Origin of the sequence: Burkholderia sp. BCC1999 (genome assembly GCF_905339975.1) — a bacterium.
In the GTDB taxonomy this organism is placed as follows: Bacteria; Pseudomonadota; Gammaproteobacteria; order Burkholderiales; family Burkholderiaceae; genus Burkholderia.
Window position 1 is genome coordinate 32,030 of sequence record NZ_CAJPHP010000003.1, and the last position, 26,115, is coordinate 58,144.

At 65.7% G+C, this 26,115-nt stretch carries 23 protein-coding genes; 12 read left to right on the forward strand and 11 right to left on the reverse strand.

What is annotated here, in order from left to right; all coding sequences use genetic code 11:
- Positions 1–84: 84 nt before the first annotated feature.
- Positions 85–2,682 carry an ATP-dependent chaperone ClpB gene (gene clpB, locus U5809_RS04795; protein ID WP_282505225.1) on the reverse strand — a complete coding sequence of 866 codons (2,598 nt, stop codon included), beginning with the start codon at positions 2,680–2,682 and terminating at the stop codon, positions 85–87.
- A 157-nt stretch (positions 2,683–2,839) separates the two neighbouring features.
- A complete protein-coding gene (locus U5809_RS04800) occupies positions 2,840–3,358 on the reverse strand; it encodes an Rrf2 family transcriptional regulator (protein ID WP_322085748.1) in 519 nt (172 codons plus the stop codon).
- 251 nt (positions 3,359–3,609) lie between these two features.
- On the opposite strand from U5809_RS04800, the gene U5809_RS04805 reads away from it, so the two are divergent.
- Complete coding sequence (locus tag U5809_RS04805) at positions 3,610–4,170, forward strand: group III truncated hemoglobin (RefSeq protein WP_322085749.1); 561 nt, start codon at positions 3,610–3,612, stop codon at positions 4,168–4,170.
- A gap of 74 nt (positions 4,171–4,244) precedes the next feature.
- On the opposite strand, the gene U5809_RS04810 is transcribed toward U5809_RS04805, so the two are convergent.
- From U5809_RS04810 to U5809_RS04835, 6 genes are all read right to left on the reverse strand, one after another.
- Positions 4,245–4,721, reverse strand: a complete 477-nt coding sequence (locus U5809_RS04810) for a molybdenum cofactor biosynthesis protein MoaE (protein ID WP_322085750.1) — start codon at positions 4,719–4,721, stop codon at positions 4,245–4,247.
- A 59-nt stretch (positions 4,722–4,780) separates the two neighbouring features.
- Positions 4,781–5,038: a molybdopterin converting factor subunit 1 gene (gene moaD / locus U5809_RS04815; protein ID WP_011352296.1), complete on the reverse strand. Its 258-nt coding sequence runs from the start codon at positions 5,036–5,038 to the stop codon at positions 4,781–4,783.
- A gap of 19 nt (positions 5,039–5,057) precedes the next feature.
- The gene (gene glp, locus U5809_RS04820) at positions 5,058–6,305 is read right to left on the reverse strand and encodes a gephyrin-like molybdotransferase Glp (RefSeq protein ID WP_322085751.1); all 1,248 of its coding nucleotides are present in this window, start codon (positions 6,303–6,305) and stop codon (positions 5,058–5,060) included.
- Between the two features lie 234 nt (positions 6,306–6,539).
- Positions 6,540–7,991, reverse strand: coding sequence for a threonine synthase (gene thrC, locus U5809_RS04825; protein WP_322085752.1), 1,452 nt, complete (start codon positions 7,989–7,991; stop codon positions 6,540–6,542).
- A 14-nt stretch (positions 7,992–8,005) separates the two neighbouring features.
- Positions 8,006–9,334: a homoserine dehydrogenase gene (locus U5809_RS04830; protein ID WP_176047213.1), complete on the reverse strand. Its 1,329-nt coding sequence runs from the start codon at positions 9,332–9,334 to the stop codon at positions 8,006–8,008.
- Positions 9,335–9,387: 53 nt separating this feature from the next.
- Entirely contained in the window at positions 9,388–10,626 is a 1,239-nt protein-coding gene (locus tag U5809_RS04835; RefSeq protein ID WP_176047214.1) for a pyridoxal phosphate-dependent aminotransferase, read from the reverse strand.
- Between the two features lie 318 nt (positions 10,627–10,944).
- Here U5809_RS04835 and U5809_RS04840 point away from each other — a divergent pair, with 318 nt between their 5' ends.
- From U5809_RS04840 to U5809_RS04890, 11 genes are all read left to right on the forward strand, one after another.
- Positions 10,945–11,319: an Mth938-like domain-containing protein gene (locus tag U5809_RS04840; RefSeq protein ID WP_012328660.1), complete on the forward strand. Its 375-nt coding sequence runs from the start codon at positions 10,945–10,947 to the stop codon at positions 11,317–11,319.
- 124 nt (positions 11,320–11,443) lie between these two features.
- A complete protein-coding gene (locus U5809_RS04845) occupies positions 11,444–13,120 on the forward strand; it encodes a glycosyltransferase family 39 protein (RefSeq protein ID WP_322085753.1) in 1,677 nt (558 codons plus the stop codon).
- 13 nt (positions 13,121–13,133) lie between these two features.
- Positions 13,134–13,505 (forward strand): SMR family transporter, encoded by a 372-nt coding sequence (locus U5809_RS04850; protein ID WP_153488433.1) that lies wholly within the window; start codon positions 13,134–13,136, stop codon positions 13,503–13,505.
- A 130-nt stretch (positions 13,506–13,635) separates the two neighbouring features.
- Positions 13,636–14,787: a DegT/DnrJ/EryC1/StrS family aminotransferase gene (locus tag U5809_RS04855; RefSeq protein WP_282505240.1), complete on the forward strand. Its 1,152-nt coding sequence runs from the start codon at positions 13,636–13,638 to the stop codon at positions 14,785–14,787.
- A gap of 6 nt (positions 14,788–14,793) precedes the next feature.
- Positions 14,794–15,831, forward strand: coding sequence for a glycosyltransferase (locus U5809_RS04860; RefSeq protein ID WP_176047218.1), 1,038 nt, complete (start codon positions 14,794–14,796; stop codon positions 15,829–15,831).
- Positions 15,828–16,775 carry a formyltransferase gene (locus tag U5809_RS04865; protein WP_322085754.1) on the forward strand — a complete coding sequence of 316 codons (948 nt, stop codon included), beginning with the start codon at positions 15,828–15,830 and terminating at the stop codon, positions 16,773–16,775. The genes U5809_RS04860 and U5809_RS04865 overlap by 4 nt, the downstream gene beginning before the upstream one ends.
- Positions 16,772–17,827 carry a bifunctional UDP-4-keto-pentose/UDP-xylose synthase gene (locus U5809_RS04870; protein ID WP_282505245.1) on the forward strand — a complete coding sequence of 352 codons (1,056 nt, stop codon included), beginning with the start codon at positions 16,772–16,774 and terminating at the stop codon, positions 17,825–17,827. The genes U5809_RS04865 and U5809_RS04870 overlap by 4 nt, the downstream gene beginning before the upstream one ends.
- Before the next feature lie 13 nt (positions 17,828–17,840).
- The gene (locus U5809_RS04875) at positions 17,841–18,737 is read left to right on the forward strand and encodes a polysaccharide deacetylase family protein (protein ID WP_282505246.1); all 897 of its coding nucleotides are present in this window, start codon (positions 17,841–17,843) and stop codon (positions 18,735–18,737) included.
- 110 nt (positions 18,738–18,847) lie between these two features.
- Positions 18,848–19,309, forward strand: coding sequence for a peroxiredoxin (locus tag U5809_RS04880; protein WP_006756046.1), 462 nt, complete (start codon positions 18,848–18,850; stop codon positions 19,307–19,309).
- A 333-nt stretch (positions 19,310–19,642) separates the two neighbouring features.
- On the forward strand, positions 19,643–21,445 hold the full coding sequence (locus U5809_RS04885) for a PhoH family protein (RefSeq protein ID WP_282505247.1): 1,803 nt from the start codon (positions 19,643–19,645) through the stop codon (positions 21,443–21,445).
- Between the two features lie 237 nt (positions 21,446–21,682).
- Positions 21,683–22,777, forward strand: a complete 1,095-nt coding sequence (locus U5809_RS04890) for a C40 family peptidase (RefSeq protein ID WP_322085755.1) — start codon at positions 21,683–21,685, stop codon at positions 22,775–22,777.
- 152 nt (positions 22,778–22,929) lie between these two features.
- On the opposite strand, the gene U5809_RS04895 is transcribed toward U5809_RS04890, so the two are convergent.
- The 3 genes from U5809_RS04895 to U5809_RS04905 all read right to left on the reverse strand — a co-directional run bounded on the left by U5809_RS04895 (position 22,930) and on the right by U5809_RS04905 (position 26,098).
- Entirely contained in the window at positions 22,930–23,940 is a 1,011-nt protein-coding gene (locus tag U5809_RS04895; protein ID WP_021156518.1) for an inorganic phosphate transporter, read from the reverse strand.
- 10 nt (positions 23,941–23,950) lie between these two features.
- Positions 23,951–24,577 (reverse strand): DUF47 domain-containing protein, encoded by a 627-nt coding sequence (locus U5809_RS04900; RefSeq protein WP_096503051.1) that lies wholly within the window; start codon positions 24,575–24,577, stop codon positions 23,951–23,953.
- Positions 24,578–24,715: 138 nt separating this feature from the next.
- On the reverse strand, positions 24,716–26,098 hold the full coding sequence (locus tag U5809_RS04905) for a replicative DNA helicase (RefSeq protein ID WP_282505249.1): 1,383 nt from the start codon (positions 26,096–26,098) through the stop codon (positions 24,716–24,718).
- Positions 26,099–26,115 lie beyond the last annotated feature (17 nt).

Sequence of the window (26,115 nt, forward strand, 5' to 3'; positions counted from 1 at the left end):
CTCCATAAGCAAACACCCCGCCGAGGCGGGGTGTTTGTTTTTGCGCGCCCGGCGCGAACCGGGCGGGCGGCCGATGGCAGGCGATCAGTGCACGACGCGGTCGAACACGAACTTGCCGTCGTGGACGTCGACCGGAATCACGTCCTTCGGACCGAAGCGGCCCGCGAGGATGAGCTTCGCGACCGGGTTCTCGATCTCCTGCTGGATCGCGCGCTTCAGCGGCCGCGCACCGAACAGTGGATCGTAACCGACCTTCCCGATCTGTTCGAGCGCCGCTTCCGACACCTCGAGCGCCATGTCGAGCTTCGCGAGCCGATCGTGCAGGCGCGCCAGCTGGATCTTCGCGATCGACTCGATGTTGCTGCGGTCGAGCGCATGGAACACGACGACGTCGTCGATCCGGTTCAGGAACTCGGGGCGGAAATGCTGCTTCACCTCGAGCCACACCGCGTCCTTGATCTCTTCCTGCGGCGCCCCCGTCATCGCCTGGATCACCTGCGAGCCGAGGTTCGACGTCATCACGATCACCGTGTTCTTGAAGTCGACCGTGCGCCCCTGCCCGTCCGTCATGCGGCCGTCGTCGAGCACCTGCAGCAGCACGTTGAACACGTCCGGGTGCGCCTTCTCGATCTCGTCGAGCAGGATCACGCTGTACGGCTTGCGGCGCACGGCTTCCGTCAGGTAACCGCCTTCCTCGTAGCCGACATAGCCCGGCGGCGCGCCGATCAGCCGCGCGACGCTGTGCTTCTCCATGAACTCGCTCATGTCGATGCGGATCAGGTGCTCTTCCGAATCGAACAGGAACGACGCCAGCGCCTTGCACAGCTCGGTCTTGCCGACGCCCGTCGGGCCGAGGAACAGGAACGAGCCGTACGGACGGTTCGGATCGGCGAGACCCGCACGCGAACGGCGGATCGCGTCGGCCACCGCGCCGATCGCCTCATGCTGGCCGACCACGCGCTCGTGCAGCTTTTCCTCGATGTGCAGCAGCTTCTCGCGTTCGCCCTGCATCATCCGCGATACCGGAATCCCGGTCGAACGCGACACGACTTCCGCGATTTCCTCGGCGCCGACCTGCGTGCGCAGCAGGCGCGGACGCGTCGGGTTGTGCTGCTCCTGCTCTTCGGCCTGCGTGACCTGCTTCAGCTGCGCCTCGAGCTGCGGCAGCTTGCCGTACTGCAGTTCGGCGACCTTCTCCAGCTTGCCGTCACGCTGCAGACGCGCGATGTCCGCACGCACCTTCTCGATCTCTTCCTTGAGCTGTGCGCTGCCCTGCACCGCGGCCTTCTCGGCGGTCCAGATCTCTTCCAGGTCCGCGTACTCGCGGCCGAGGCGCTGAATCTCTTCCTCGATCAGCTGCAGGCGCTTCTGCGACGCTTCGTCCTGCTCCTTCTTCACGGCTTCGCGCTCGATCTTCAACTGGATCAGACGACGGTCGAGCTTGTCCATCTCTTCGGGCTTCGAATCGATTTCCATCTTGATCTTCGAAGCGGCTTCGTCGATCAGGTCGATGGCCTTGTCGGGCAGGAAACGATCGGTGATGTAGCGGTGCGACAGCTCGGCCGCGGCGACGATCGCCGGGTCGGTAATGTCGACGCCGTGGTGCAGTTCGTACTTCTCCTGCAGCCCGCGCAGGATCGCGATCGTCGCCTCGACGCTCGGCTCGTCGACGAGCACCTTCTGGAAGCGGCGTTCGAGCGCGGCATCCTTCTCGATGTACTTGCGGTATTCGTCGAGCGTGGTCGCGCCGATGCAGTGCAGTTCGCCGCGCGACAGCGCCGGCTTCAGCATGTTGCCCGCATCCATCGCGCCTTCGGCCTTGCCCGCGCCGACCATCGTGTGGATTTCGTCGATGAAGACGATCGTCTGGCCTTCGTCCTTCGCGATGTCGCTGAGCACGGCCTTCAGGCGCTCCTCGAACTCGCCGCGGTACTTGGCGCCCGCGAGCAGCGCGGCCATGTCGAGCGACAGCACGCGCTTGCCCTTCAGCGTTTCCGGCACTTCGCCGTTGACGATCCGCTGCGCGAGCCCTTCGACGATTGCCGTCTTGCCGACGCCCGGCTCGCCGATCAGCACCGGGTTGTTCTTCGTGCGGCGCTGCAGGATCTGGATCGAGCGGCGGATTTCGTCGTCGCGGCCGATCACCGGGTCGAGCTTGCCCGCGCGGGCCCGCTCGGTCAGGTCGACCGTATATTTCTTCAGCGCCTCGCGCTGGCTTTCCGCGTCCTGGCTATGCACCTGCGAGCCGCCGCGCACGGCGGCGATCGCAGCTTCGAGCGCCTTGCGCGTGAGGCCGTGCTGGCGCGCGAGCTTGCCGGCTTCGCCCTTGTCGTCGGACACGGCGAGCAGGAACATCTCGCTCGCGATGAACGTATCGTTGAGCTTCTGCGCTTCCTTGTCGGCCTGGTTCAGCAGCCCGGCCAGCTCGCGGCCGATCTGGATGTCGCCGCCCGTGCCCGTCACCTGCGGCAGGCGCGAGATGGCTTCGTTCAGCGCGCCTTGCAGCGCCTGGATGTGAACACCCGCGCGCGACATCAGCGAGCGGGCGGAACCGTCCTGCTGCGCAACCAGCGCGGCCAGCACGTGAACGGGTTCGATGTATTGATTGTCGCGGCCAGCCGCAAGGCTTTGCGCGTCAGAGAGTGCTTCCTGGAACTTGGTGGTGAGCTTGTCGATTCTCATTTAGTCGAGACCTCCAATTTTCGATTAACACCAAGATGAGGATGGTTATGCGGCTTTCAAGCGAAATTCGGGTTGATTCAGCGCAAAAATTGCTGGATTGGCTGGAAGCGGCCCCGGGACGGGCCACGCTCGGATCGCGGGACGCGGCGCCCGTGTATCAGCCGGCCGCCGACGGCGGCTCGGCAGTCGCCGGGGTATCGTCCGGCAACGATTCGGCACGCACGAGCGCGACCGGGCGGATGCCGAGCAGCGCCGCGAGCGGCGACGCGGGCTCGACCAGCTCGCCGAGCCGGTGACGATCGAGTTCGGCGAAAAACGCATCGCGCGCGGCCGCCAGCACCCCCTTCAGGCGGCACTGCGGCTCGATCACGCAGCCGCGCGATTCGCCGTTCTCGTCCGAAAAGCAGCCGACCAGCGCGAAGTCGCTCTCGGTCGCGCGCACGACCTCGCCAACCGTCAGTTGCAGCGATTCCGGAAAGAGCCGCAACCCGCCATTGCGGCCGCGAACCGTGTCGACCCATCCCAGCTCGCCGAGCTGCTGCACGACTTTCATCAGATGGTTCTTCGAGATGCCGTAGGCATCCGAGATCTCCTGGATCGTCGCGAGCCCCTCGCCGCGTACGGCAAGGTACAGCATCACGCGCAGCGAATAGTCGGTGTAGTCGGTGAGTCTCATGAGCGGATACGGAAATGATCGATCGTGCCCCGATGACGTGAGCCGGGCCGAGCGCGATGCGCGCAAATCCGGCTGACGGTCCCGTTCCACGGCCTCGGGTTGCCGGGATCGCGTGCGCGCAATAAGATGCGTTACATCTACACGTTTTTCAGGGGGTATTGGACGCTATTTTGCGTCAAAATCCGACCGGCGTCCTAACCGACGCCCATGCCACCGCCCGCCTGCGCCCCGATCTACCGGCCCTTTTTGCCATGACTGCCCTGCCCGCCTCCCCCGGAACCGCACCGGCCCGCCCTCGCGACGCCGAGCCGACCGAAGACAACATCCGCGATCTCGTCTACGCGTTCTACGACCGCGTGCGCACCGATCCGCTGCTCGGGCCCGTGTTCGACGCGAAGCTGGCCGGCCGCTGGGACGACCACCTGCCGAAGATGGTCACGTTCTGGTCGAGCCTCGTGCTCGGCACCAAGGGCTACCGCGGCAACGTGCAGCAGGCGCACCAGCCGCTCGACGGGATCGAGCCGGCCCATTTCAGCCGCTGGCTGGCGCTGTTCCTGAAGACGGTCGAAGCGCGCTACGCGCCGCCCGCGGCGATCCGCTTCATGGAGCCCGCGCTGCGGATCGCGCAGAGCCTGCAGTTGAGCCGGTTCGGCTGGGACTATCAGATTCCGCCCGAGCAGCAGGCGCTGCTCGACGCGATCGCACCGCGCCGCCGCGACGCGGGCGACGATCCACACGCGTTGCCGTCGCGTGCCCGCGGCGAACCGTTTCCGACGAAAATCATCGGGCGCGGCGTCGATCCGGACGCGTAACGCGCGACCCGCGCGATGCCCGGCGATCACGCCACCTGCGGCACTTCGCCGCATCGTTTGTCCGGATGCCGCGTTCAGCGCGGCGTATTGCCCGACTCGACACCCCAGCGCGCGAGCGCTGCATCGTCGGTGCTGCGCGCATCGACCCACCGCTCGCCGTCCGGTGTCGTTTCCTTCTTCCAGAACGGCGCCTCGGTCTTCAGATAGTCCATCACGAACTCGCACGACGCGAACGCGTCGCCGCGGTGCGACGCAACCGTCGCGACCATCACGATCTGGTCGAGCGGCAGCAGCTTGCCGACGCGATGCACGATCGCGACGTCGATGCCCGGCCAGCGCCGGCCGGCCTCGGCGGCGATCTTCTCGAGCGCCTTCTCGGTCATCCCCGGATAGTGCTCAAGCTCCATCGCGGCGACCGATTCGCCTTCGTTCAGGTCGCGCACCGTGCCGACGAAGCACGCGACCGCGCCGATCTTCGGGTTGCGCGCCCGTAATGCCGCGACTTCGGCGTTCAGATTGAAGTCGTCGGTCTGGATTCGTATCGTTGCCATTACACGTTCCTGTCGACCGGAGTTGGCGCGTGAGCGTCCACTCCAGTCCCATGCAAAGCTCAACCGCCCGTCACCGGCGGAAAGAACGCGACCTCGCAGCCTTCGGTGAGCCGCGTGTCGGGATCGGTCATCTCGTGATTGCACGCCATGCGCAGCGCGCGCCCTTCGGCGAGCGTCTCGGCCCACGCGCCACCGCGCACGCGCAGCCATGCACGCACGTCGCCGACGGTCGTCACGCTGTCCGGCACGTCGGCCTGTTCGTCGGCGACGCCCAGTGCCTCGCGGACGCTTGCAAAAAATTTCAGCTGAATCTTCATGGTTCGGGAAGCCGTCGCGTTACGACAGCAGTTCGGAAAACGGAATGAAACGCACGGTCTCGCCGGCGCTGATCGCATGCTGCGGCGGATTGTCGATCAGGCCGTCGCCCCAGACCGTCGACGTCAGCACCGCCGAGCTCTGGTTCGGGAACAGGTCGAGGCCGCCGGCCGCGTTGACGCGCGCACGCAGGAATTCGTTGCGCCGATCGCCCTTGCCTTGCGAAAAGTCCGCCCGCAGCGACAACGCGCGCGGCGCGACGTCGCGCACGCCGGACAGGCGCAGCAGGAACGGCCGCACGAACAGCAGGAACGTGACGAAGCTCGAGACGGGGTTGCCGGGCAACCCGATGAAGTGCGCATCGGCACGCTCGTCGCCGCGGCGCACCGCGCCGTACGCGAGCGGCTTGCCGGGCTTCATCGCGATCTGCCACAGTGCGAGCCGCCCTTCGGACTCGACGGCCGGCTTCACGTGATCCTCGTCGCCGACCGATACACCGCCGCTCGTCAGGATCACGTCGTGATCGCGCGCAGCCTCGCGCAGCGTGTCGCGCGTCGCGGCGAGCGAATCGGGCACGATCCCGTAATCGGTCACGTGGCAGCCGAGCCGCTCCAGCAACCCGCGCAGCGTGAAGCGGTTCGAGTTGTAGATGGCGCCGGGCTTCAGCGGCTCGCCGGGCATCGTCAGCTCGTCGCCGGTGAAGAACACCGCGACGCGAATCCGCCGTGCAACCGACAACTGCGCGCAGCCGACCGAGGCGGCCAGGCCGAGCGCCTGCGGCGTGAGCCGCGTGCCGGCCGGCAGGATCACCGAGCCCTGGCGGATGTCCGCGCCCTGCGCGGTGATCCACTCACCGGCCTTCGGCGTGTGCAGGATCTCGACCGCGTCTCCGTCGGCCGATGTCTGCTCCTGCATCACGACCGCATCGGCGCCGGGCGGCACCGTCGCACCGGTGAAGATCCGCGCGGCCGTGCCGGCCGCAAGCGGTTGAGCCGGATGGCCGGCCGGAATGCGCTGCGACACCGGCAACCGCCGATCGCCGTGCAGCAGGTCGGCGACGCGCACCGCATAACCGTCCATCGCGCTCGTATGCATCGGCGGCACGTCGAGCGGCGAGCTCACGTCGGCGGCCAGCACGCGGCCGAGCGCATCGAGCGTGGGGACGGTTTCGGCGCCGGGCAGCGGTTTCGCGGCATCGAGCAGCGCGGCCAGCGCCTCGGCAGTCGACAGCATCGGCGCGCGCGGCGCCGCGGGATTCGGGTTCGACATCGATGGGATCGGGGATCGTTGGAATCAATACGTCATTGTAGCGACGCCGTCACACGGACGCGCGATATGGCGGACATGCGAAAACTGTGATCAGCGCGAACGCGCGGGTCTGGCACTTGTTTCGTGCAACAGGCCATGCCCGGGCGCCAAACGAAACGGCCGGAACCCCGATCCGTGCGACGAATCGGCATTCCGGCCGTCCTGCGCAGCCGGGCCCGCGGGCCCGGCCATGCGTCATGCGCCCGTGTGGGCGACGATGAAGTCCTTCACCTGCTGCGCGTCGGCGTTCACGACCTCGAAGCGCTGCGGCAGCGCCTCGAGCCCGTCGAATGCAGCCGGACGCTCGGCTTCGCGATCGAGTGCCTCGCGAATCGTCTCGCCGAACTTGATCGGCTGCGCCGTTTCGAGCACGACCATCGGCACGCCTGCATCCAGGTGCTCGCGCGCGACCTTCACGCCGTCGGCCGTGTGCGTATCGATCATCGTGTCGTAGCGCGAGAACACGTCGCGGATCGTCGCGATACGATCGGTGTGGCTGCTGCGGCCCGACACGAAGCCGAACTCCGCGACGCGCGCGAAATCGCCGCTCGCCGCGAGATCGAAACCGCCCTTCTCCTCGACATCGCGGAACAGCTGCATCACGCGCACCGGATCGCGGCCGAGCAGGTCGAACACGAAGCGCTCGAAGTTCGACGCCTTCGAGATGTCCATGCTCGGGCTGCTCGTGTGATACGTGTTCTCGGCGCTGCGCACGCGATACGCGCCCGTACGGAAGAACTCGTCGAGCACGTCGTTCTCGTTCGTTGCGACCACGAGCTTCGCGATCGGCAGCCCCATCATTCGCGCGATGTGACCCGCGCAGACGTTGCCGAAGTTGCCCGACGGCACCGTGAACGACACGCGCTCGTCGTTGGACTGCGTCGCGGCGAAGTAACCCTTGAAGTAGTACACGACCTGCGCGACGACACGCGCCCAGTTGATCGAGTTGACGGTGCCGATCTTCTGCTGCGCCTTGAACGCGTGATCGTTCGACACGGCCTTCACGATGTCCTGGCAGTCGTCGAACACGCCCTCGACCGCGAGGTTGAAGATGTTCGGATCCTGCAGGCTGAACATCTGTGCCGTCTGGAACGCGCTCATCTTCTTGTGCGGCGACAGCATGAACACGCGCACGCCGGCCTTGCCACGCATGGCGTACTCGGCCGCGCTGCCGGTATCTCCCGACGTCGCGCCGAGGATGTTCAGCGCTTCGCCGTGCTTCGCGAGCGTGTACTCGAACAGGTTGCCGAGCAGCTGCATCGCCATGTCCTTGAACGCGAGCGTCGGGCCGTTCGACAGTTCGAGCAGCGACAGCGCCGTGCCGTTCTCGGTGCCGAGCGTCTTCAGCGGCGTGATGTCGGACGCATTCTCGCCGTGGCGCGTGTTGCTGTACACGGCGGCCGTGTACGTGCGGCGCGTGATCGCGCGCAGGTCGTCGGCCGGCACGTCGTCGCAGAATTTCGACAGGATCTCGAACGCGAGATCCGCATACGACAGCGTACGCCAGCGCGCGAGCTCGTCGGCGGACACCTTCGGATACTCGGCCGGCAGGTAGAGCCCGCCGTCCTTCGCGAGACCGCCGAGCAGGATGTCGGAGAACGTATGGCGCTCGCCGATGCCGGCGCCGCGCGTGGAGATGTAGTTCATGTCGCCTTTCGTCCTCAGTTCAGCGCTTCCATGCGCAGCTTCGTCACCTTCGACACGACCGTCGCGAGGCTCTCGATTTGCGCGATCGCCGCATTGACGTTCTTCTCGACCGTTTCGTGCGTGATCAGGATGATGTCGGTTTCGCCGTTCGCGTCGTCCACCTGCTCCGATTCCTTCTGCAGCAGCGCGTCGATCGAGATGCCCGACGCGGCGAGGATGCGCGTGATGTCCGCCAGCACGCCGGTCTGATCGGCGACGCGCAGGCGCAGGTAGTAGCCGCTCGTCACTTCCTCGATCGGCAAAATCGGCGTGTTCGACAGGCTGTCCGGCTGGAACGCGAGATGCGGCACGCGATGCTCCGGGTCGGCCGTATGCAGACGCGTGACGTCGACGAGATCCGCGACCACGGCCGATGCGGTCGGCTCCGCGCCCGCGCCCTTGCCGTAGTACAGCGTCGTGCCGACCGCGTCGCCGTGCACGACGACCGCGTTCATCGCACCCTCGACGTTCGCGAGCAGGCGCTTTTCCGGGATCAGCGTCGGATGCACGCGCAGCTCGATGCCGTTTTCGGCGCGGCGCGTGATGCCGAGCAGCTTGATCCGGTAGCCGAGCTCCTCCGCGTAGCGGATATCGGTCGCGTCGAGCTTGCTGATGCCTTCGACGTATGCACGGTCGAACTGCACCGGCACGCCGAACGCGATCGCGCTCATGATCGTCGCCTTGTGCGCGGCGTCGACGCCTTCGATGTCGAAGGTCGGATCGGCTTCCGCGTAGCCGAGCTCCTGCGCGGCCTTCAGCGCGGTCGCGAAGTCGAGCCCGCGGTCGCGCATTTCCGACAGGATGTAGTTGGTCGTGCCGTTGATGATGCCGGCGATGTACTGGATACGGTTCGCGGTGAGGCCTTCGCGCAGCGCCTTGATGATCGGGATGCCGCCGGCGACGGCCGCTTCGAATGCAACCATCACGCCCTTTTCGCGCGCCGCTTCGAAGATCTCGGTGCCGTGCACCGCGAGCAGCGCCTTGTTCGCCGTCACGACATGCTTGCCGTTCGCGATCGCGCGCAGCACGAGCTCCCGCGCGATGCCCGTGCCGCCGATCATCTCGGCGATGATCGCGATCGACGGATCGTCGACGACTGCATTGAAGTCATCGGTGATCTGTGCGGCGGCGGCGTCACCGCCGAGCGCTGCCTGCGCTTTGGCCGGGTTGCGCACGGCAATGCGCGCCACCTCGATGCCGCGCCCCGCGCGTCGCTTGATTTCTTCCTGGTTGCGGCGCAGCACCGTGAAGGTGCCGCTGCCCACCGTGCCGAAGCCCAACAGGCCAACTTTGATCGGTTCCATGCTGCGTGTGATCGATGAGTAAGAAGTAGTGAATTCCGTGTGACACTGCCCGCTCAGACCGAATGGCGCTTGCGGTAGCCGTCGAGGAAGCGTGCGATCCGGTTGATCGAATCGGTCAGGTCGTCGAGGTTCGGCAGGAAGACCACGCGGAAGTGGTCGGGCGTCGCCCAGTTGAAGCCCGTGCCCTGCACCAGCAGCACGCGCTCCTCGAGCAACAGGTCGAGAATGAATTGCTGGTCGTTCTGGATCGGGTAGAGCTTCGGATCGAGGCGCGGGAACATGTACAGCGCGGCCTGCGGCTTCACGCAGGTCACGCCCGGGATCGACGTAAGCATGTCATACGCGAGCTCGCGCTGCTTGAAGAGGCGCCCGCTCGGCACGATCAGCTCGTTGATGCTCTGGTAGCCGCCGAGCGCGGTCTGGATCGCGAATTGCCCGGGCACGTTCGCGCACAGGCGCATCGACGACAGGATGCCGAGCCCCTCGAGATAATCCTTCGCGCGCCGGCGGTTGTCGCCTCCGAGGCCCGACACGGCCATCCAGCCCGCGCGGTAGCCGCACGAGCGATAGCTCTTCGACAGACTGTTGAACGTCACGGTGATCACGTCTTCCGACAGCGAACCCATCGCCGTGTGCTCGAGGCCGTCGTAGACGATCTTGTCGTAAACCTCGTCGGCGAACACGATCAGCCCGTGCTGGCGCGCGATGTCGAGCAGCTCGAGCAGCAATTCGTCGGAATAAAGCGCGCCCGTCGGGTTGTTCGGGTTGATGACGACGATCGCCTTCGTGTTCGGCGTGATCTTGCTGCGGATGTCGTCGAGATCGGGCATCCACGCGTTCTGCTCGTCACACACGTAGTGCACGGGCGTGCCGCCCGACAGGCTCACCGCCGCCGTCCACAGTGGGTAGTCGGGCGCGGGCAGCAGCACTTCGTCGCCGTCGTTCAGCAGCGCCTGGGTCGCCATCACGATCAGCTCGGACGCGCCGTTGCCGATGTAGATGTCATCGAGGCCGACGCCCACGACGCCCTTTTCCTGCGTGTAGTGCATCACGGCCTTGCGCGCCGAGAACACGCCCTTCGAATCCGAATAGCCGGACGACGCCGGCAGGTTGCGGATCATGTCCTGGATGATCTCGTCCGGCGCGTCGAAACCGAACGGCGCGAGGTTGCCGATGTTCAGCTTGATGATGCGGTGGCCTTCTTCCTCGAGGCGCTTCGCGTGCTCGAGCACCGGGCCACGGATGTCGTAGCAGACGTTGAGCAGCTTGTTCGACTTCTGAATCGGTTTCACGACGACACGGTTCCTGGGTTGGCCTTGCGGCCGGGGGGGACGGGATCAAAACTGGAAAGCGGCCGGTCTGTGCGCGCTGTCTAGACTGGAAAAAAGCGGGCGGTCGGACGCAGCTTGTGGCGACGCACGACGCAAGTGGCGCCCGGGGGCGACCAAAAAGTTATAATTTAGCGGATTTTGGCCGACTTTCGCAATGCACCATAGCCGCGCCGGGCCCGCGCCGTCAGGCGTCCCCACGTGGCCAGGCGCGCGAAACCGGCCAGACCGGGCCGCTGAGGCCCAGCGAACCATTCCCCTACGGAACCGCGGAATACCGATTTGAAACTGCACCAGGACACGAGCGGCGCGCTCAATACCGTCACCGGCTACGGCCCCGATTACGTCGACGTCAATCTCGAACGCCATGAAACGAGCGTCATCGTGCTGCCCGGCGCGCCGGTCCAGGCATGGCCCGTGTCGTCGTTCGACGCGCTCGCGCCCGAGCATTTCGCGATGCTGCTCGACCCGACGCCCGAACTCGTGATCTTCGGCAGCGGCGCGCGGCTGCGCTTCCCGCACCCGCGGCTCGTCGCGGCGCTCACGGCCAAGCGGATCGGCGTCGAGACGATGGATTTCCAGGCGGCCTGCCGCACCTACAACATCCTGATGGCCGAGGGCCGGAAAGTCGCCGCCGCGCTCTTAATTGAACGTTAATCCCCGATGCGGTAAAACTCGGGCCGGCGCAGCGGGTCGATCCCCCCGATCGGCCCGGCCAGGCCGCCCGCCCCCGGCGCAACCCGCCGGCGGCTCGTCACAACAACCAACAGGCTGAAAATCCATGAACGATACGCCGTCGAGGCTACCGCTCAATCGCATCACGCTCGTCCTCCTGCTCGTCGCGCTCGCGATTGTCTGGTTCGCGCCGCTCGGGCTGCGCCACCTGATCCCGAGCGACGAAGGCCGCTACGCGGAAATGGCGCGCGAGATGTTCGTCACCGGCGACTGGATCACGCCGCGCTACAACGGCTACAAGTACTTCGAGAAGCCGCCGCTCCAGACCTGGCTGAATGCGCTCACGTTCGCGTGGTTCGGCATCGGCGAATGGCAGGCGCGCCTCTACACGGCCGTGGCGAGCTTCGCCGGCGTGCTGCTCGTCGGCTACACCGGCGCGCGCCTGTTCAACCCGCTGTCGGGCTTCCTCGCGGCCGTCGTGCTCGCGTGTTCGCCGTACTGGAACCTGATGGGCCACTTCAACGCGCTCGACATGGGGCTCGCGTTCTGGATGGCGCTGTCGCTCTGCTCGCTGCTGCTCGCGCAACGCCCCGGGCTGCGTCCGGCCGCGGTGCGCGGCTGGATGTGGACGTGCTGGGCCGCGATGGCGTTCGCGGTGCTGTCCAAGGGCCTCGTCGGCCTGATCCTGCCCGGCGCCGTGCTCGTGCTCTATACGCTGGTCGCGCGCGACTGGGCGCTGTGGAAGCGCCTGTACCTGGTGAGCGGCCTCGTGATCTTCTTCGCGATCGTCACGCCGTGGTTCGTGCTCGTCCAGCAGCGCAACCCCGAGTTCTTCAATTTCTTCTTCATCGTCCAGCAGTTCCGCCGGTACCTGACCCCGGAACAGAACCGCCCGGGCCCGCTGTACTACTTCGTGCCGGTGCTGCTGGTCGGCTTCCTGCCGTGGCTGTCGGTCGCGTGGCAGAGCATCCGCCATGCGCTGCGGATGCCGCGCCAGCCGAACGGCTTCTCGCCGATGCTCGTGCTGCTGATCTGGAGCGCTTTCATCTTCCTGTTCTTCAGCACGTCGCATTCGAAGCTGATCTCCTACGTGCTGCCGGTCGCGCCGGCGCTTGCGCTGATCATCGGCGCGTACCTGCCGCTGATGACGGCCGACCGGTTCCGCCGCCACCTGCTCGGCTACCTCGTGTTCTTCGTCGTCGCCGCGTTCGGGATCATCTTCCTCGCCTACCAGGGCGACGCCCGCACGCCGAATGCGCTGTACCGCGTGTTCCAGATGTGGCTGTACGCGGGCCTCGCGGTCTCGGCCGCGCTGACGCTCGCGGCCGCGTGGCTGAACCGCCGCACGGGCGTGGCCGCCGCGATCACCGCCTTCGGCGCCGCATGGCTCGCGTTCGGCACGATCGGCGGCACGGGGCACGACGAGTTCGGTCGCTACAGCTCGGGCGCGCTGCTCGCCCCCGCCGTGCGCGCCGAACTGGCGAAACTGCCGCCCGACACGCCGTTCTACTCGATCGAGATGCTCGACCACACGTTCCCGTTCTACATGGGCCACACGACGATCATGGTCCAGCGCCAGGACGAGCTCGCGTTCGGGATCTCGATGGAGCCGAACAAGTGGATTCCGACCGTCGACGAATGGATCACGCGCTGGAAGCAGGAAACCCATGCGCTCGCGATCATGCCGCCCGGCCAGTACGACACGCTGGTCAAGCAAGGCGTGCCGATGCGCGTGATCGCGCGTGACAACCGTCGCGTGATCGTCGAGAAACCGCAATCGTAAGGACGCCCGTCGCATGAATCCCGTATCGTTGGTCTGCATCGTCACCGGCGTGATGCTCAACGCCGTTGCGCAACTTTTGCTGAAAGCCGGCGTCAACGCCGTCGGGCACTTCGAATTCAGCCGTGCGAACATCATCCCGGTCGGCCTGAAGATCGCGACCCAGCTGCCGATCATCGGCGGCCTCGGCTGCTACGTGCTGAGCGTCGTGGTCTGGATTCTCGGGCTGTCGCGGGTCGACGTGTCGATCGCGTACCCGATGCTGTCGCTCGGCTACGTCGTCAACGCGTTCGCGGCCTGGTACCTGTTCGGCGAGGTGCTGTCGGTCCAGCGGCTCATCGGCATCGGCATCATCCTGATCGGGGTGCTCGTGCTCGCACGCAGCTGAGCACGCCCCGCGGCGTTAAGCGTCCGCCTACAAAAAATCACGGTGCGAATCCGCCAACCGGTGTTTAATGCCGGTTTCGGGCGGGATCGCCCGACCCTTTTATTACACGCCATTACAGGCCAACGCGTTCATGAGCCAGAATACCGCTCCGTTTCTGCCGTTCACCCGCCCGGAAATCGACGAGGAAACCATTCAGGGCGTCGTCGAAGTGCTGCGCTCGGGCTGGATCACCACCGGCCCGCAGAGCCAGAAGTTCGAAGCGGCGCTGTCCGAGTACTGTGGCGGCCGTCCGGTCCGCGCGTTCAATTCGGGCACCTGCACGCTCGAGATCGGCCTGCGCATCGCGGGTGTCGGTGCCGGTGACGAGGTCATCACGACGCCGGCGTCGTGGGTCTCGACCAGCAACGTGATCATCGAAACCGGCGCGACGCCCGTGTTTGCCGACATCGATCCCGTCACGCGCAACATCGACCTCGACAAGCTCGAGCAGGCGATCACGCCGCGTACGAAGGCGATCATCCCCGTGTTCCTGTCCGGCCTGCCGGTCGACATGGACCGCCTGTACGCGATCGCGCGCGCGCACAAGCTGCGCGTGATCGAAGACGCCGCGCAGGCATTCGGCTCGACGTGGAACGGCAAGCGCATCGGCGCGATCGGCGACATCGTGTCGTTCAGCTTCCACGCGAACAAGAACCTGACGACGATCGAAGGCGGCGCGCTCGTGCTGAACAACGAGGACGAAGCGACGCTCGCGCAGAAGTACCGGCTGCAGGGCATCACGCGCACCGGCTTCGACGGGATGGACTGCGACGTGCTCGGCGGCAAGTACAACCTGACGGACGTCGCCGCCCGCGTCGGCCTCGGCCAGCTGCCGCACATCGACCGCTTCACCGCGCAGCGCCGCGCGCTCGCCCGTGCGTATTTCGACGCGTTCGACGGTAGCGCGGCCGTGAAGCTCGGCGTCGGCCTGCCGGTTGCCGACTTCGAGAACAGCAACTGGCACATGTTCCTCATCACGCTGCCGCTCGAGCGCCTGACGATCACGCGCGCCGAGTTCATGGCGCAGCTGAAGGAACGCGGCATCGGCACGGGCATCCACTACCCGGCGATCCATCTTTTCACGCTGTACCGCGCGCGCGGCTTCAAGGAGGGCATGTTCCCCCACGCCGAGCGGTACGGCGCGTCGACCGTCACGCTGCCGCTGTTCACGCAGATGACGGAAGGCGACGTGCGTCGCGTGGTCGACGCCATCAACCAGATTTGCGAACAATACGGAAAATAAGCGTACATGAGTCACCTTGAAGCACGCGCCGGGCACCCGGGCGCCGGACACCTGGACGCCGGCCGGCCCGAAGTATCGGTCATCATCCCCGTGTACAACGAGGAAGATGGCCTCGCCGCGCTGTTCGCGCGACTGTATCCGGCGCTCGACGCACTCGACACGTCATACGAAGTGATCCTGATCAACGACGGCAGCCGCGACCGCTCGGCCGCGATGCTCGCCGATCAGTTCCACGTACGGCCCGACACGACACGCGTCGTGCTGCTCAACGGCAACTACGGCCAGCACATGGCCATTCTCGCGGGCTTCGCGCAGTCGCACGGCGAGATCGTCATCACGCTCGACGCCGACCTGCAGAATCCGCCCGAGGAAATCGGCAAGCTGATCGCGAAGATGCGCGAGGGCTACGACTACGTCGGCTCGATCCGCAAGCAGCGCCAGGACAGCCTGTGGCGGCGCAAGGCGTCGCAGATGATGAACCGGCTGCGCGAACGCATCACGCGCATCAAGATGACGGACCAGGGCTGCATGCTGCGCGCGTACAGCCGCCGCATCATCGACACGATCAACGTGTGCGGCGAAGTCAACACGTTCATCCCCGCGCTCGCGTACACGTTCGCGCAGAAGCCGACCGAAATCGAGGTCGCGCACGAGGAACGCTTCGCAGGCGAATCGAAGTATTCGCTGTACAGCCTGATCCGGCTGAACTTCGACCTCGTGACCGGCTTCTCGGTCGTGCCGCTGCAATGGCTGTCGTTCATCGGCGTGATCCTGTCGCTCGGCTCCGCCGCGCTGTTCGTGCTGCTGCTCGTGCGACGCTTCATCGTCGGCGCGGAAGTGCAAGGTGTGTTCACGCTGTTCGCGATCACGTTCTTCCTGCTCGGCGTGATCATCTTCGCGCTCGGCCTGCTCGGCGAGTACGTCGGCCGCATCTACCAGCAGGTGCGCGCACGGCCGCGCTACCTGATCCAGGCCGTGCTCGAGCAGCACGACGGCATGCCGCCGGTGCCGGCCGGCGCGAACCGCACGGGAGCCGGCCAATGAAGCCGCGCGCAGTCGTCTTCGCGTATCACAACGTCGGCGTGCGCTGCCTGCAGGTGCTGCTCGCGCGCGGCGTCGACGTCGCGCTCGTCGTCACGCACGAGGACAACCCGAACGAGAACATCTGGTTCGGCAGTGTCGCGTCGGTCGCGGCCGAGCACGGCATTCCGGTCGTCACGCCGGCCGATCCCGCCGATCCGGCACTGCGCCGCGCGGTGTCCGACGCGCAGCCCGATTTCATCTTCTCGTTCTACTACCGTCACATGCTGCCGGTGGACCTGCTCGCGATCGCGCCGCGTGGCGCGTACAACATGCACGGTTCGCTGCTGCCGAAATATCGGGGTCGGGTACCGACCAACTGGGCCGTGCTGAATGGCGAGACCGAAACCGGCGCGACGCTGCACGAAATGGCCGCAAAACCCGACGCGGGCGCGATCATCGGCCAGACCGCGGTGCCGATCCTGCCGGACGACACGGCCACGCAGGTGTTCGACAAGGTCACGGTGGCGGCCGAGCAGACGCTCTGGCGCGTGCTGCCCGCACTGCTCGCGGGCGAGGCGGCGCACCTGCCGAACGATCTGTCGACCGGCAGCTACTACGGCGGGCGCAAGCCTGAAGATGGCCGCGTCGACTGGTCGAAACCGGCCGCGCAGGTCTACAACCTGGTGCGCGCGGTCGCGCCCCCGTATCCGGGCGCGTTTACGGACTTCGCCGGCACGCGTTTCGTGATCGCGCGCGCGCGCCTCGCGGCGCCCGGCAGCGCGGCCGCGGCCGCCGCGGCAGATTTGCCGCCCGGCCTGCACGTAAGCGATAATGCGCTATTCGGCGTCTGCGGCGACAGCCGCGCCCTATCCATTCTCGAGCTGTGGCAGCAGCGCGACGGCAGCGAAACCGTCGTGACGCCCGCGGAATTCGCGCAGTTCATTCATTCTTCCCGTCATTCATGAAAGCAAAAAAAGTCCTGATCCTGGGTGTGAACGGCTTCATCGGCCATCACCTGTCGAAGCGCATTCTTGAAACCACCGATTGGGAAGTGTTCGGCATGGACATGCAGACCGACCGGCTTGGCGATCTCGTCAACCACGAGCGGATGCATTTCTTCGAAGGCGACATCACGATCAACAAGGAGTGGGTCGAGTATCACGTGAAGAAGTGCGACGTGATCCTGCCGCTCGTCGCGATCGCGACGCCCGCCACCTACGTCCAGCAGCCGCTGCGCGTGTTCGAACTCGACTTCGAGGCGAACCTGCCGATCGTGCGTTCGGCCGTCAAGTACGGCAAGCACCTCGTGTTCCCGTCGACCTCCGAGGTCTACGGCATGTGCTCGGACGAGCAGTTCGACCCCGATGCATCGGCGCTCACCTACGGCCCGATCAACAAGCCGCGCTGGATCTACGCCTGCTCGAAGCAGCTGATGGACCGCGTGATCTGGGGTTACGGGATGGAAGGCCTGAACTTCACGCTGTTCCGTCCGTTCAACTGGATCGGCCCGGGCCTCGACTCGATCTACACGCCGAAGGAAGGCAGCTCGCGCGTGGTCACGCAGTTCCTCGGCCACATCGTGCGCGGCGAAAACATCAGCCTCGTCGACGGCGGCTCGCAGAAGCGCGCGTTCACCGACATCGGCGACGGCATCAGCGCGCTGATGAAGATCATCGAGAACAAGGACGGCGTCGCGTCGGGCAAGATCTACAACATCGGGAATCCGAAGAACAACTTCTCGGTTCGCGAGCTCGCGCACAAGATGCTCGAACTGGCCGCGGAATACACCGAGTACGCCGATTCGGCCAAGCAGGTGAAGCTCGTCGAGACGACCTCCGGCGCCTACTACGGCAACGGCTACCAGGACGTGCAGAATCGCGTGCCGAAGATCGACAACACGATGCAGGAGCTCGGCTGGGCGCCGCAGGCAACGTTCGACGACGCGCTGCGCAACATCTTCGAAGCGTATCGCGGCCACGTCTCCGACGCGCGCGCGCTCGTCGAACAGCAAGGCTGATCGGGACGTTCGCTTGGCTCGCATCGTCCTCAAGATCGACGTCGACACGCTGCGCGGCACGCGCGAAGGCGTGCCGAACCTCGCGCGCATCTTCGACCGCTTCAGTGCGCGCGCGACCTTCCTCTTCAGCCTCGGGCCCGATCACACGGGCTGGGCGCTGCGGCGCGTGTTTCGCCCGGGCTTCCTGAAGAAGGTGTCGCGCACATCGGTGGTCGAACACTACGGCGTGAAGCAGCTGATGTACGGCGTGCTGCTGCCGGCTCCCGACATCGGCCGCCGCGCGATCGCCGACATGCGCGCGATTCACGAGGCCGGCTTCGAATGCGGGATCCACACGTGGGATCACGTGTACTGGCAGGACAACGTCCGCGCGCGCGATCGCGACTGGACCGCGCGTGAAATGCAGAAGAGTCACGCGCGCTTCATCGAGATCTTCGGCGCGCCGCCCGTCACGCATGGCGCGGCCGGCTGGCAGATGAACAATGCCGCGTTCGAGCAGATCGATGCATGGGGGATGCGCTACGCATCCGACGGGCGCGGCCATTCGCCGTACCTGCCCGTCGTCGGCGGCCGCACGCTGTCGCACGTGCAGATGCCGACCACGCTGCCGACGCTCGACGAAGTGCTCGGCGTCGACGGCGTCGACACGCACAACGTCGCCGCGCACATTCTCAAGTTCACCGAAACCAATCCGCACGACCAGGTGTTCACGCTGCATGCGGAACTGGAAGGCCAGAAGCTCGCGCCCGTGTTCGAGCAACTGCTCGCCGGCTGGCGCGCGCAAGGCCACACGTTTGCGACGATGGGCGACTACCACGCGACGCTGGACCGCGACTCGCTGCCATCGTACCCTGTCACGTGGGGCGAAATCCCCGGCCGCTCCGGCGAACTGATCGTCCAGCCCGACTGAGTTCGCGCGCGAGCCGGCGTCGCCCGCGGCGCGGTTGCCACGCGCTGCCGCGACGCCCCGCCGCACCGCGCCGCCGCAGCGGCGCCTTTCCATAACAACAGGAGAAACACGTGTCTGTCGAAGTTGACCGTCAAGTTCCCGATTTCACTGCACCGGCCACGGGCGGCGACATTTCGCTGTCCGACCTGAAAGGCAAGAAGCTCGTGCTGTACTTCTATCCGAAGGACAACACGCCTGGCTGCACGACCGAAGGGCTGCAGTTCCGCGATCTCTATCCGAAGTTCAAGAAAGCCGGTGCGGAAGTCATCGGCGTGTCGCGCGACAGCCTGCGCTCGCATGACAACTTCAAGGCAAAGCTCGAACTGCCGTTCCCGCTGATCTCCGATGCCGACGAAGCGCTGTGCGCGCTGTTCGATGTCATCAAGATGAAGAAAATGTATGGCAAGGAAGTGCGCGGAATCGAGCGCTCGACGTTCCTGATCGACGCCGACGGCGTGCTCCGTCAGGCATGGCGCGGCATCAAGGTGCCGGGTCATGTGGACGACGTGCTAAGTGCTGTACAAGCGCTTTGAGGCGCGTTATATTGGGCCGCAATGAATGCCAGTTCGCCCCATATTTCTCGTAGCTGCGCCGGTGCTCGATGCGATGCTTCCCGGCACCTGAAGCGCATCACGACGGTATCAGCCGAGCCGCATGTCCCTGTCGACGGGGCAGCGGCTTTTTTTATGGATTGCGCGCCGGCCCTCCCGGTCCGGCCCTAACCGCATCGAGGAGCTGATCGACACTTAGGCGAACCGGCTAGACGAAATTCCTGTGCGCCACCGCGCGCAAACTGCATGCGTCTACGTCACGCAGGATGCGATCAGCGGCGCACGTCATGCGACACGATTCTCCCGAGGGACACCATGCCTTTGCCTACCCCCCCCAGCAAGCTCGGCAGCCTGCTGCCGCCCGACGAATACAAGGCGAAAGCGCGGCCCGCGAAAGCCGCGAAGAAATCCGCCGAAGGGGACGCATCCACAGCCGGTGACTACGGTCCGGCGAGCGTGGCCCAACCGATGATCGAAGCCGCGAACACGGCCGCGCCTCTGCGCGCCGTCGCGTCTTCGGCGCAGGAAACCGCGAGCGCACCCGCACGCGGTCGCAAGACCAAACAGACGGCCGCACTGTTGCAGCCGATGCAGGCGCCCGCCGAACCCGCGGCGCCGGTCGTCGCGCGCAACGACAAGCCGGCTGCCGACAAACCGGCCGCGGCACCCGCGCGCGACACTGGCGCCGCGACGAAGTCGCGCAGCCGCAAGCCTGCCGAAGTCGAACAGCAGAAACTGTTCGTGCTCGACACCAACGTGCTGATGCACGACCCGAGCAGCCTCTTCCGCTTCGAGGAACACGACGTCTATCTGCCGATGATGACGCTCGAGGAACTCGACAACCACAAGAAGGGGATGTCCGAAGTCGCGCGCAACGCACGCCAGGTCAGCCGCACGCTCGACGCGCTGGTCGCCGATGCGGGCCCGATCACGGCCGGCATCCCGCTGTCGCGCCTCGGCAGCCGCGAAGCGGTCGGCCGCCTGTACTTCCAGACGAAGCTCACCGACATCGCGCCGGTCGAAGGCTTGCCCGAAGGCAAGGCCGACAACCAGATCCTCGGCGTCGTGCGCGCGCTGCAGCGCGACCGGCCAGACCGCCAGGTCGTGCTGGTGTCGAAAGACATCAACATGCGGATCAAGGCGCATGCGCTCGGCCTGCCCGCTGAAGACTACTTCAACGACCAGGTGCTCGAGGATTCGGATCTCCTGTACAACGGCGTGCGCGAGCTGCCGCAGGACTTCTGGACCAAGCATGCCAAGGGCATGGAGAGCTGGCAGGACACGAAGACGGGCACCACGTACTACCGCGTGACCGGCCCGCTCGTCGCGTCGATGCTGGTCAACGAGTTCGTCTATCTCGAGCCGCAGAACGGCGAGCCGACGTTCCATGCGATCGTCCGCGAACTGAACGGCAAGACGGCGCTGCTGCAGACGCTGCGCGACTACAGCCACCACAAGAACAACGTGTGGGGCATCACCGCGCGCAACCGCGAGCAGAATTTCGCGCTGAACCTGCTGATGAACCCCGAGATCGACTTCGTCACGCTGCTCGGCCAGGCCGGCACCGGCAAGACGCTCGTCGCGCTCGCGGCCGGCCTCGCGCAGGTGCTCGACGACAAGCGCTACAACGAGATCATCGTGACGCGCGCGACCGTGCCCGTCGGCGAGGACATCGGTTTCCTGCCCGGTACCGAGGAAGAGAAGATGCAGCCGTGGATGGGCGCATTCGATGACAACCTCGAAGTGCTGCAGAAGACCGACGACGCTGCCGGCGAATGGGGCCGCGCCGCAACGCAGGAGCTGATCCGTTCGCGCCTGAAGGTGAAGAGCATGAACTTCATGCGCGGCCGCACGTTCGTCGACAAGTACCTGATCATCGACGAGGCGCAGAACCTGACGCCGAAGCAGATGAAGACGCTCGTCACGCGCGCGGGCCCCGGCACGAAGATCGTGTGCCTCGGCAACATCGCGCAGATCGACACGCCTTACCTGACCGAAGGCAGCTCGGGCCTGACCTACGTCGTCGATCGCTTCAAGGGCTGGGGCCACAGCGGCCACGTGACGCTCGCTCGCGGCGAACGTTCACGGCTTGCCGACTACGCGTCGGACATCCTGTAACACCGCAAGCCGGCCGATCGGCCGGCTGTCGACGCCACACGGCGCTCCGTTTCCGGAGCGCCGTTTTTATTTGGGGTCGAAGAGAAAAGTAATGCTTCGTCACGCAACAACGCAGTTTACGCGCGAAACTTCAAGTAAATTCTCAAGAATGGTTGCTTAAGCCCCGCCGGAACGTCTACCATCGGGTCTGTCTGTTGTCATACGATTCGCGAGCGCGCCGCGCTCGCCCGCCTCGCCATGCTTCGAATCTGGGTTCCCGTTGCCGTCGTTTCCCTGCTTGCGGCCTGCTCCAGCGTGCCGCCGCAGTCGGCATCGCGTCCCGCGTCGGGCATGAAGATCACAACGCCGCGCGCGTTCCCTGCTCCGGCCAATTTCCCGAAATTCGTCGATCACAGTGTCGGCCAGGAAGAAATCTCGATCCAGGCGATGAGCCTCGTCGGCGTCCCGTATCGCTGGGGCGGCAACACGCCGACGAGCGGCTTCGACTGCAGCGGGCTCGTGCGCTACGTGATCGGCCGCGCGGCCGACGTCAACCTGCCGCGCACGACCGCCGACATGAGCGGCCGCGGCGTGTCGATCGAACCCGACGAGATCGCGCCGGGCGACCTGATTTTCTTCAATACGACCGGGCGGCCGCATTCGCACGTCGGCATCTATGTCGGCAAGCTGCGCTTCGTCAATGCGCCGTCGACCGGCGGCACCGTGCGGCTCGACTACCTGACGAACCCGTACTGGGCCAAGCGTTTCGACGGCATTCGCCGCGTCGCGCCGCCGCGCACGGCGCCGACGCCGTTCGATGCGCCGACCTACGAGGCGAAGCGCGACGAGCCGCGCAACCTGCCGGCAGCTGCGCCGGCCGCGGTGGTCGCGACTGCCGCTGCGCCGCGGCCGCCTGCCTACGCATCGTCGCAAGCGAAAACGACGCAAGCGCCTGCACCCGCTCCGGTCATCGCGGCCGCGCCGGTCGTGACGACCGCCGCAGCAGCCCCTGCGGCCCCGGCCGCCGATCCGTACGAACCGCCACCGCCGCGCATGCAGGCAGCGCAGCAACAGGTATCCTCGATGAATGACGGCATGACCGCGATGACGGCCAATGCGGCGCCCGCCGCCCCGTCGGAATCCGGCACGCAGATTCCGACGACCGCGCTGACGGCCGCCCAGGCCGCCGCGTTCGATGCCGAACCGCCGCCCGCCACTGCGTCGGCCTCTGCGCGCAGTATCGAGCCCGCCCCCGTGCAGGTATTGCGTGCGTCGACGCAATCCGCGCCCGTCAGCCCGCGCACCAGCACCGCAGACGATCCGATCGCGCGATTTGCGAACGGAAATTACTGACCGGTTGCCCGAACCGCGACGGTGAGTAACGTTGGCGGCATCGGCCGCCGCTCCGCCCGTTCGTTCCGTCGCCAACGCCCCGCCCCAAAAGAAAATGCGCCGCAGCCTTTCGGCTTGCGGCGCATTTCATGTCGATCCGGCTGTGTCGGCGATCAGAAGATCTGGTGGCCGAGCCACCATCCGCCGGCCGCGAACAGCGCGGCTGCGGGCAGCGTCAGCACCCACGCCCACACGATGTTGCCGGCGACGCCCCAGCGCACGGCCGACAGCTTCTGCGTCGCGCCGACACCGACGATCGCGCCGGTGATCGTGTGCGTAGTCGACACGGGAATGCCGAGGAACGACGCGATGAACAGCGTGATCGCCCCGCCGCTTTCCGCGCAGAAGCCACCGACCGGCTTGAGCTTCGTGATCTTCTGGCCCATCGTACGCACGATGCGCCAGCCGCCGAACAGCGTGCCGAGGCCCATCGACAGATAGCACGCACCGATCACCCATGCCGGCGGCGCGTCGGCGGTGGCCGATGCGTAGCCGCTCGCGATCAGCAGCATCCAGATGATGCCGATCGTCTTCTGTGCGTCGTTGCCGCCGTGGCCGAGACTGTACAGGCCGGCCGACAGCAGCTGCAGCCGGCGGAAGCGCCGGTCGACCTTGCTGGGCGCGGTACGGAAGTACAGCCACGACACGCCGAGCATGAACAGCGAACCGAGAATGAAGCCGAGCAGCGGCGAAATGAAGATGAACGCAACCGTCTTCAGCAGCCCGTCGATGTTCAGCGAGCCCCAGCCCGACTTCGCCAGCGCTGCGCCGACGAGACCGCCGATCAGCGCGTGCGACGAGCTCGACGGAATCCCGTAGTACCAGGTGATCACGTTCCAGCCGATCGCACCGACCAGCGCGCCGAATATGACGTAGTGGTCGACGATCTCGGGGTCGATCGTGCCTTTGCCGACGGTCTGCGCGACTTTAAGGTGGAAGATGAAATACGCGATCACATTGAACGCGGCCGCGAACACGACGGCCTGCTGGGGCTTCAGCACCCCGGTCGACACGACGGTGGCGATCGAGTTCGCCGCGTCGTGAAAGCCGTTCATGAAGTCGAATACGAGCGCGACGAGCACAAGCGTCGCGACCATCCAGAGGGCGAGTTGTATCGAATGCATCGTGGTCCGCTCAGGCGTTTTCCAGCACGATGCCTTCGATGATGTTCGCGACGTCCTCGCACTTGTCGGTGATCTCTTCGAGCAGCTCGTAGATCGCCTTCAGCTTGATGAGCGTCTTCACGTCGTCTTCCTCGCGGAACAGCTTCGACATCGCCGCGCGCAGCACGCGATCGGCCTCCGACTCCCAGCGGTCGATCTCCTCGCACTGCTTGAGGATCTGTGCCGACTGCTTCATGTCGGACAGCAGCCCGACCGCCTGCTGCACGTGCTGGGCCGACTGCGTGACGATGTGCGCGAGCTGGCTCGCCTCGGACGTGACGGCGCGCACGTCGTACAGCGACACGGCCGTCGCGACGTCTTCCATCAGGTCGAGGATGTCATCCATCGTCGTGATCAGCTTGTGGATCTCGTCGCGATCGAGCGGCGTGATGAAAGTCTTGTGCAGCAGATCGATCGCCTCGTGCGTGAGCTTGTCGGCGGCCTTCTCGGCGGTTTGCACGTTTTGCTTGTGAATCTCGGCGTCGGCGAGATTGTCGATCAGCAGTTCGAGCTCGCGGCCACCGGAAACGATGTGCTTCGCGTGCGCGTTGAAGAGTTCAAAGAACTTGCCCTCGGTGGGCATGAATCGACCGAACATGGGATTCCTGAGAGATTGTCAAACTACTGTCACGAAAACGGGCGACATTGTACCGTTTTCGGTCGCGACGCGACGCGCGCACATGCGCGCGCCGGGATTGGATACAACGTTTGGCGATTTAGGGCTTTACAATCGGCGTTACTCGCCGTAGAACGTCTGCGCCCCTGCAAAGTTATCGAACTTCGTGTATTGCCCCAGGAACGTGAGCCGAACGGGGCCGATCGGACCGTTACGCTGCTTGCCGATGATGATTTCCGCCGTGCCCTTGTCGGGGCTGTCCGGGTTGTAAACTTCGTCGCGGTAAATGAACAGGATCACGTCCGCATCCTGTTCGATTGCGCCCGATTCGCGCAAATCGGACATCACCGGACGCTTGTTCGGACGCTGTTCGAGGCCGCGGTTCAGCTGCGACAGCGCGATCACCGGCACGTCGAGTTCCTTCGCGAGGCTCTTCAGCGATCGCGAGATTTCCGAGATTTCGGTCGCACGGTTCTCGCCCTGCGACGAACCCGACATCAGCTGCAGGTAGTCGACGATGATCAGGCCGAGCTTGCCGCATTGCCGCGCCAGACGCCGCGCGCGCGAGCGCAGTTCCATCGGGTTCAGGCCGCCCGTCTCGTCGATGAAGAGCTGCGCCTCGCTCATCTTCTGCACCGCATGCGTCAGCTTCGGCCAATCCTCGTCCGTCAGGCGGCCCGTTCGCATCCGGTGCTGGTCGAGCCGGCCGATCGAGCCGAGCATACGCATCACGAGCTGGGTACCCGGCATTTCCATCGAGAACACCGCGACCGGCAGCCCGTACTCGACCGCGACGTATTCGCCGATGTTCATCGAGAATGCCGTCTTACCCATCGACGGGCGCCCTGCGACGATGATCAGTTCGCCGCCGTGCATCCCGGACGTCATCCGGTCGAGGTCGACGAAGCCCGTCGGCGTACCCGTGACGTCGCTCGGATTCGCGGTGTGGTACAGCGTGTCGATGCGCTCGACCACCTGCGTGAGCAGCGGGCCGATCTCAAGGAAGCCCTGGTTGCCGCGCGCGCCTTCTTCAGCGATCGAGAACACCTTCGACTCGGCTTCGTCGAGCAGCTGACGCACTTCCTTGCCCTGCGGATTGAACGCGTCGGCCGAGATTTCATCGGCGACCGACACGAGCCGGCGCAGCACCGCGCGATCGCGCACGATTTCGGCATAACGACGGATGTTCGCCGCGCTCGGCGTGTTCTGCGCGAGTGCGTTCAGGTACGCGAGCCCGCCGACGTCTTCGGCCTTGCCGGACGTGACCATCGCTTCGTACACGGTCACGACGTCGGCCGGGCGCGTCGACGCGATCAGCCGGCCGATGTGCTCGTAGATGATCCGGTGGTCGTAGCGATAGAAATCGCCCTGCGACAGGAAGTCGGCAATCCGGTCCCATGCCGCGTTGTCGAGCAACAGGCCGCCGAGCACCGACTGTTCGGCTTCGACCGAATGCGGCGGGACTTTCAGCGATTCGATTTGGGGATCTTGCGGCGCGTTCATGGGTTGGGATTATCGCG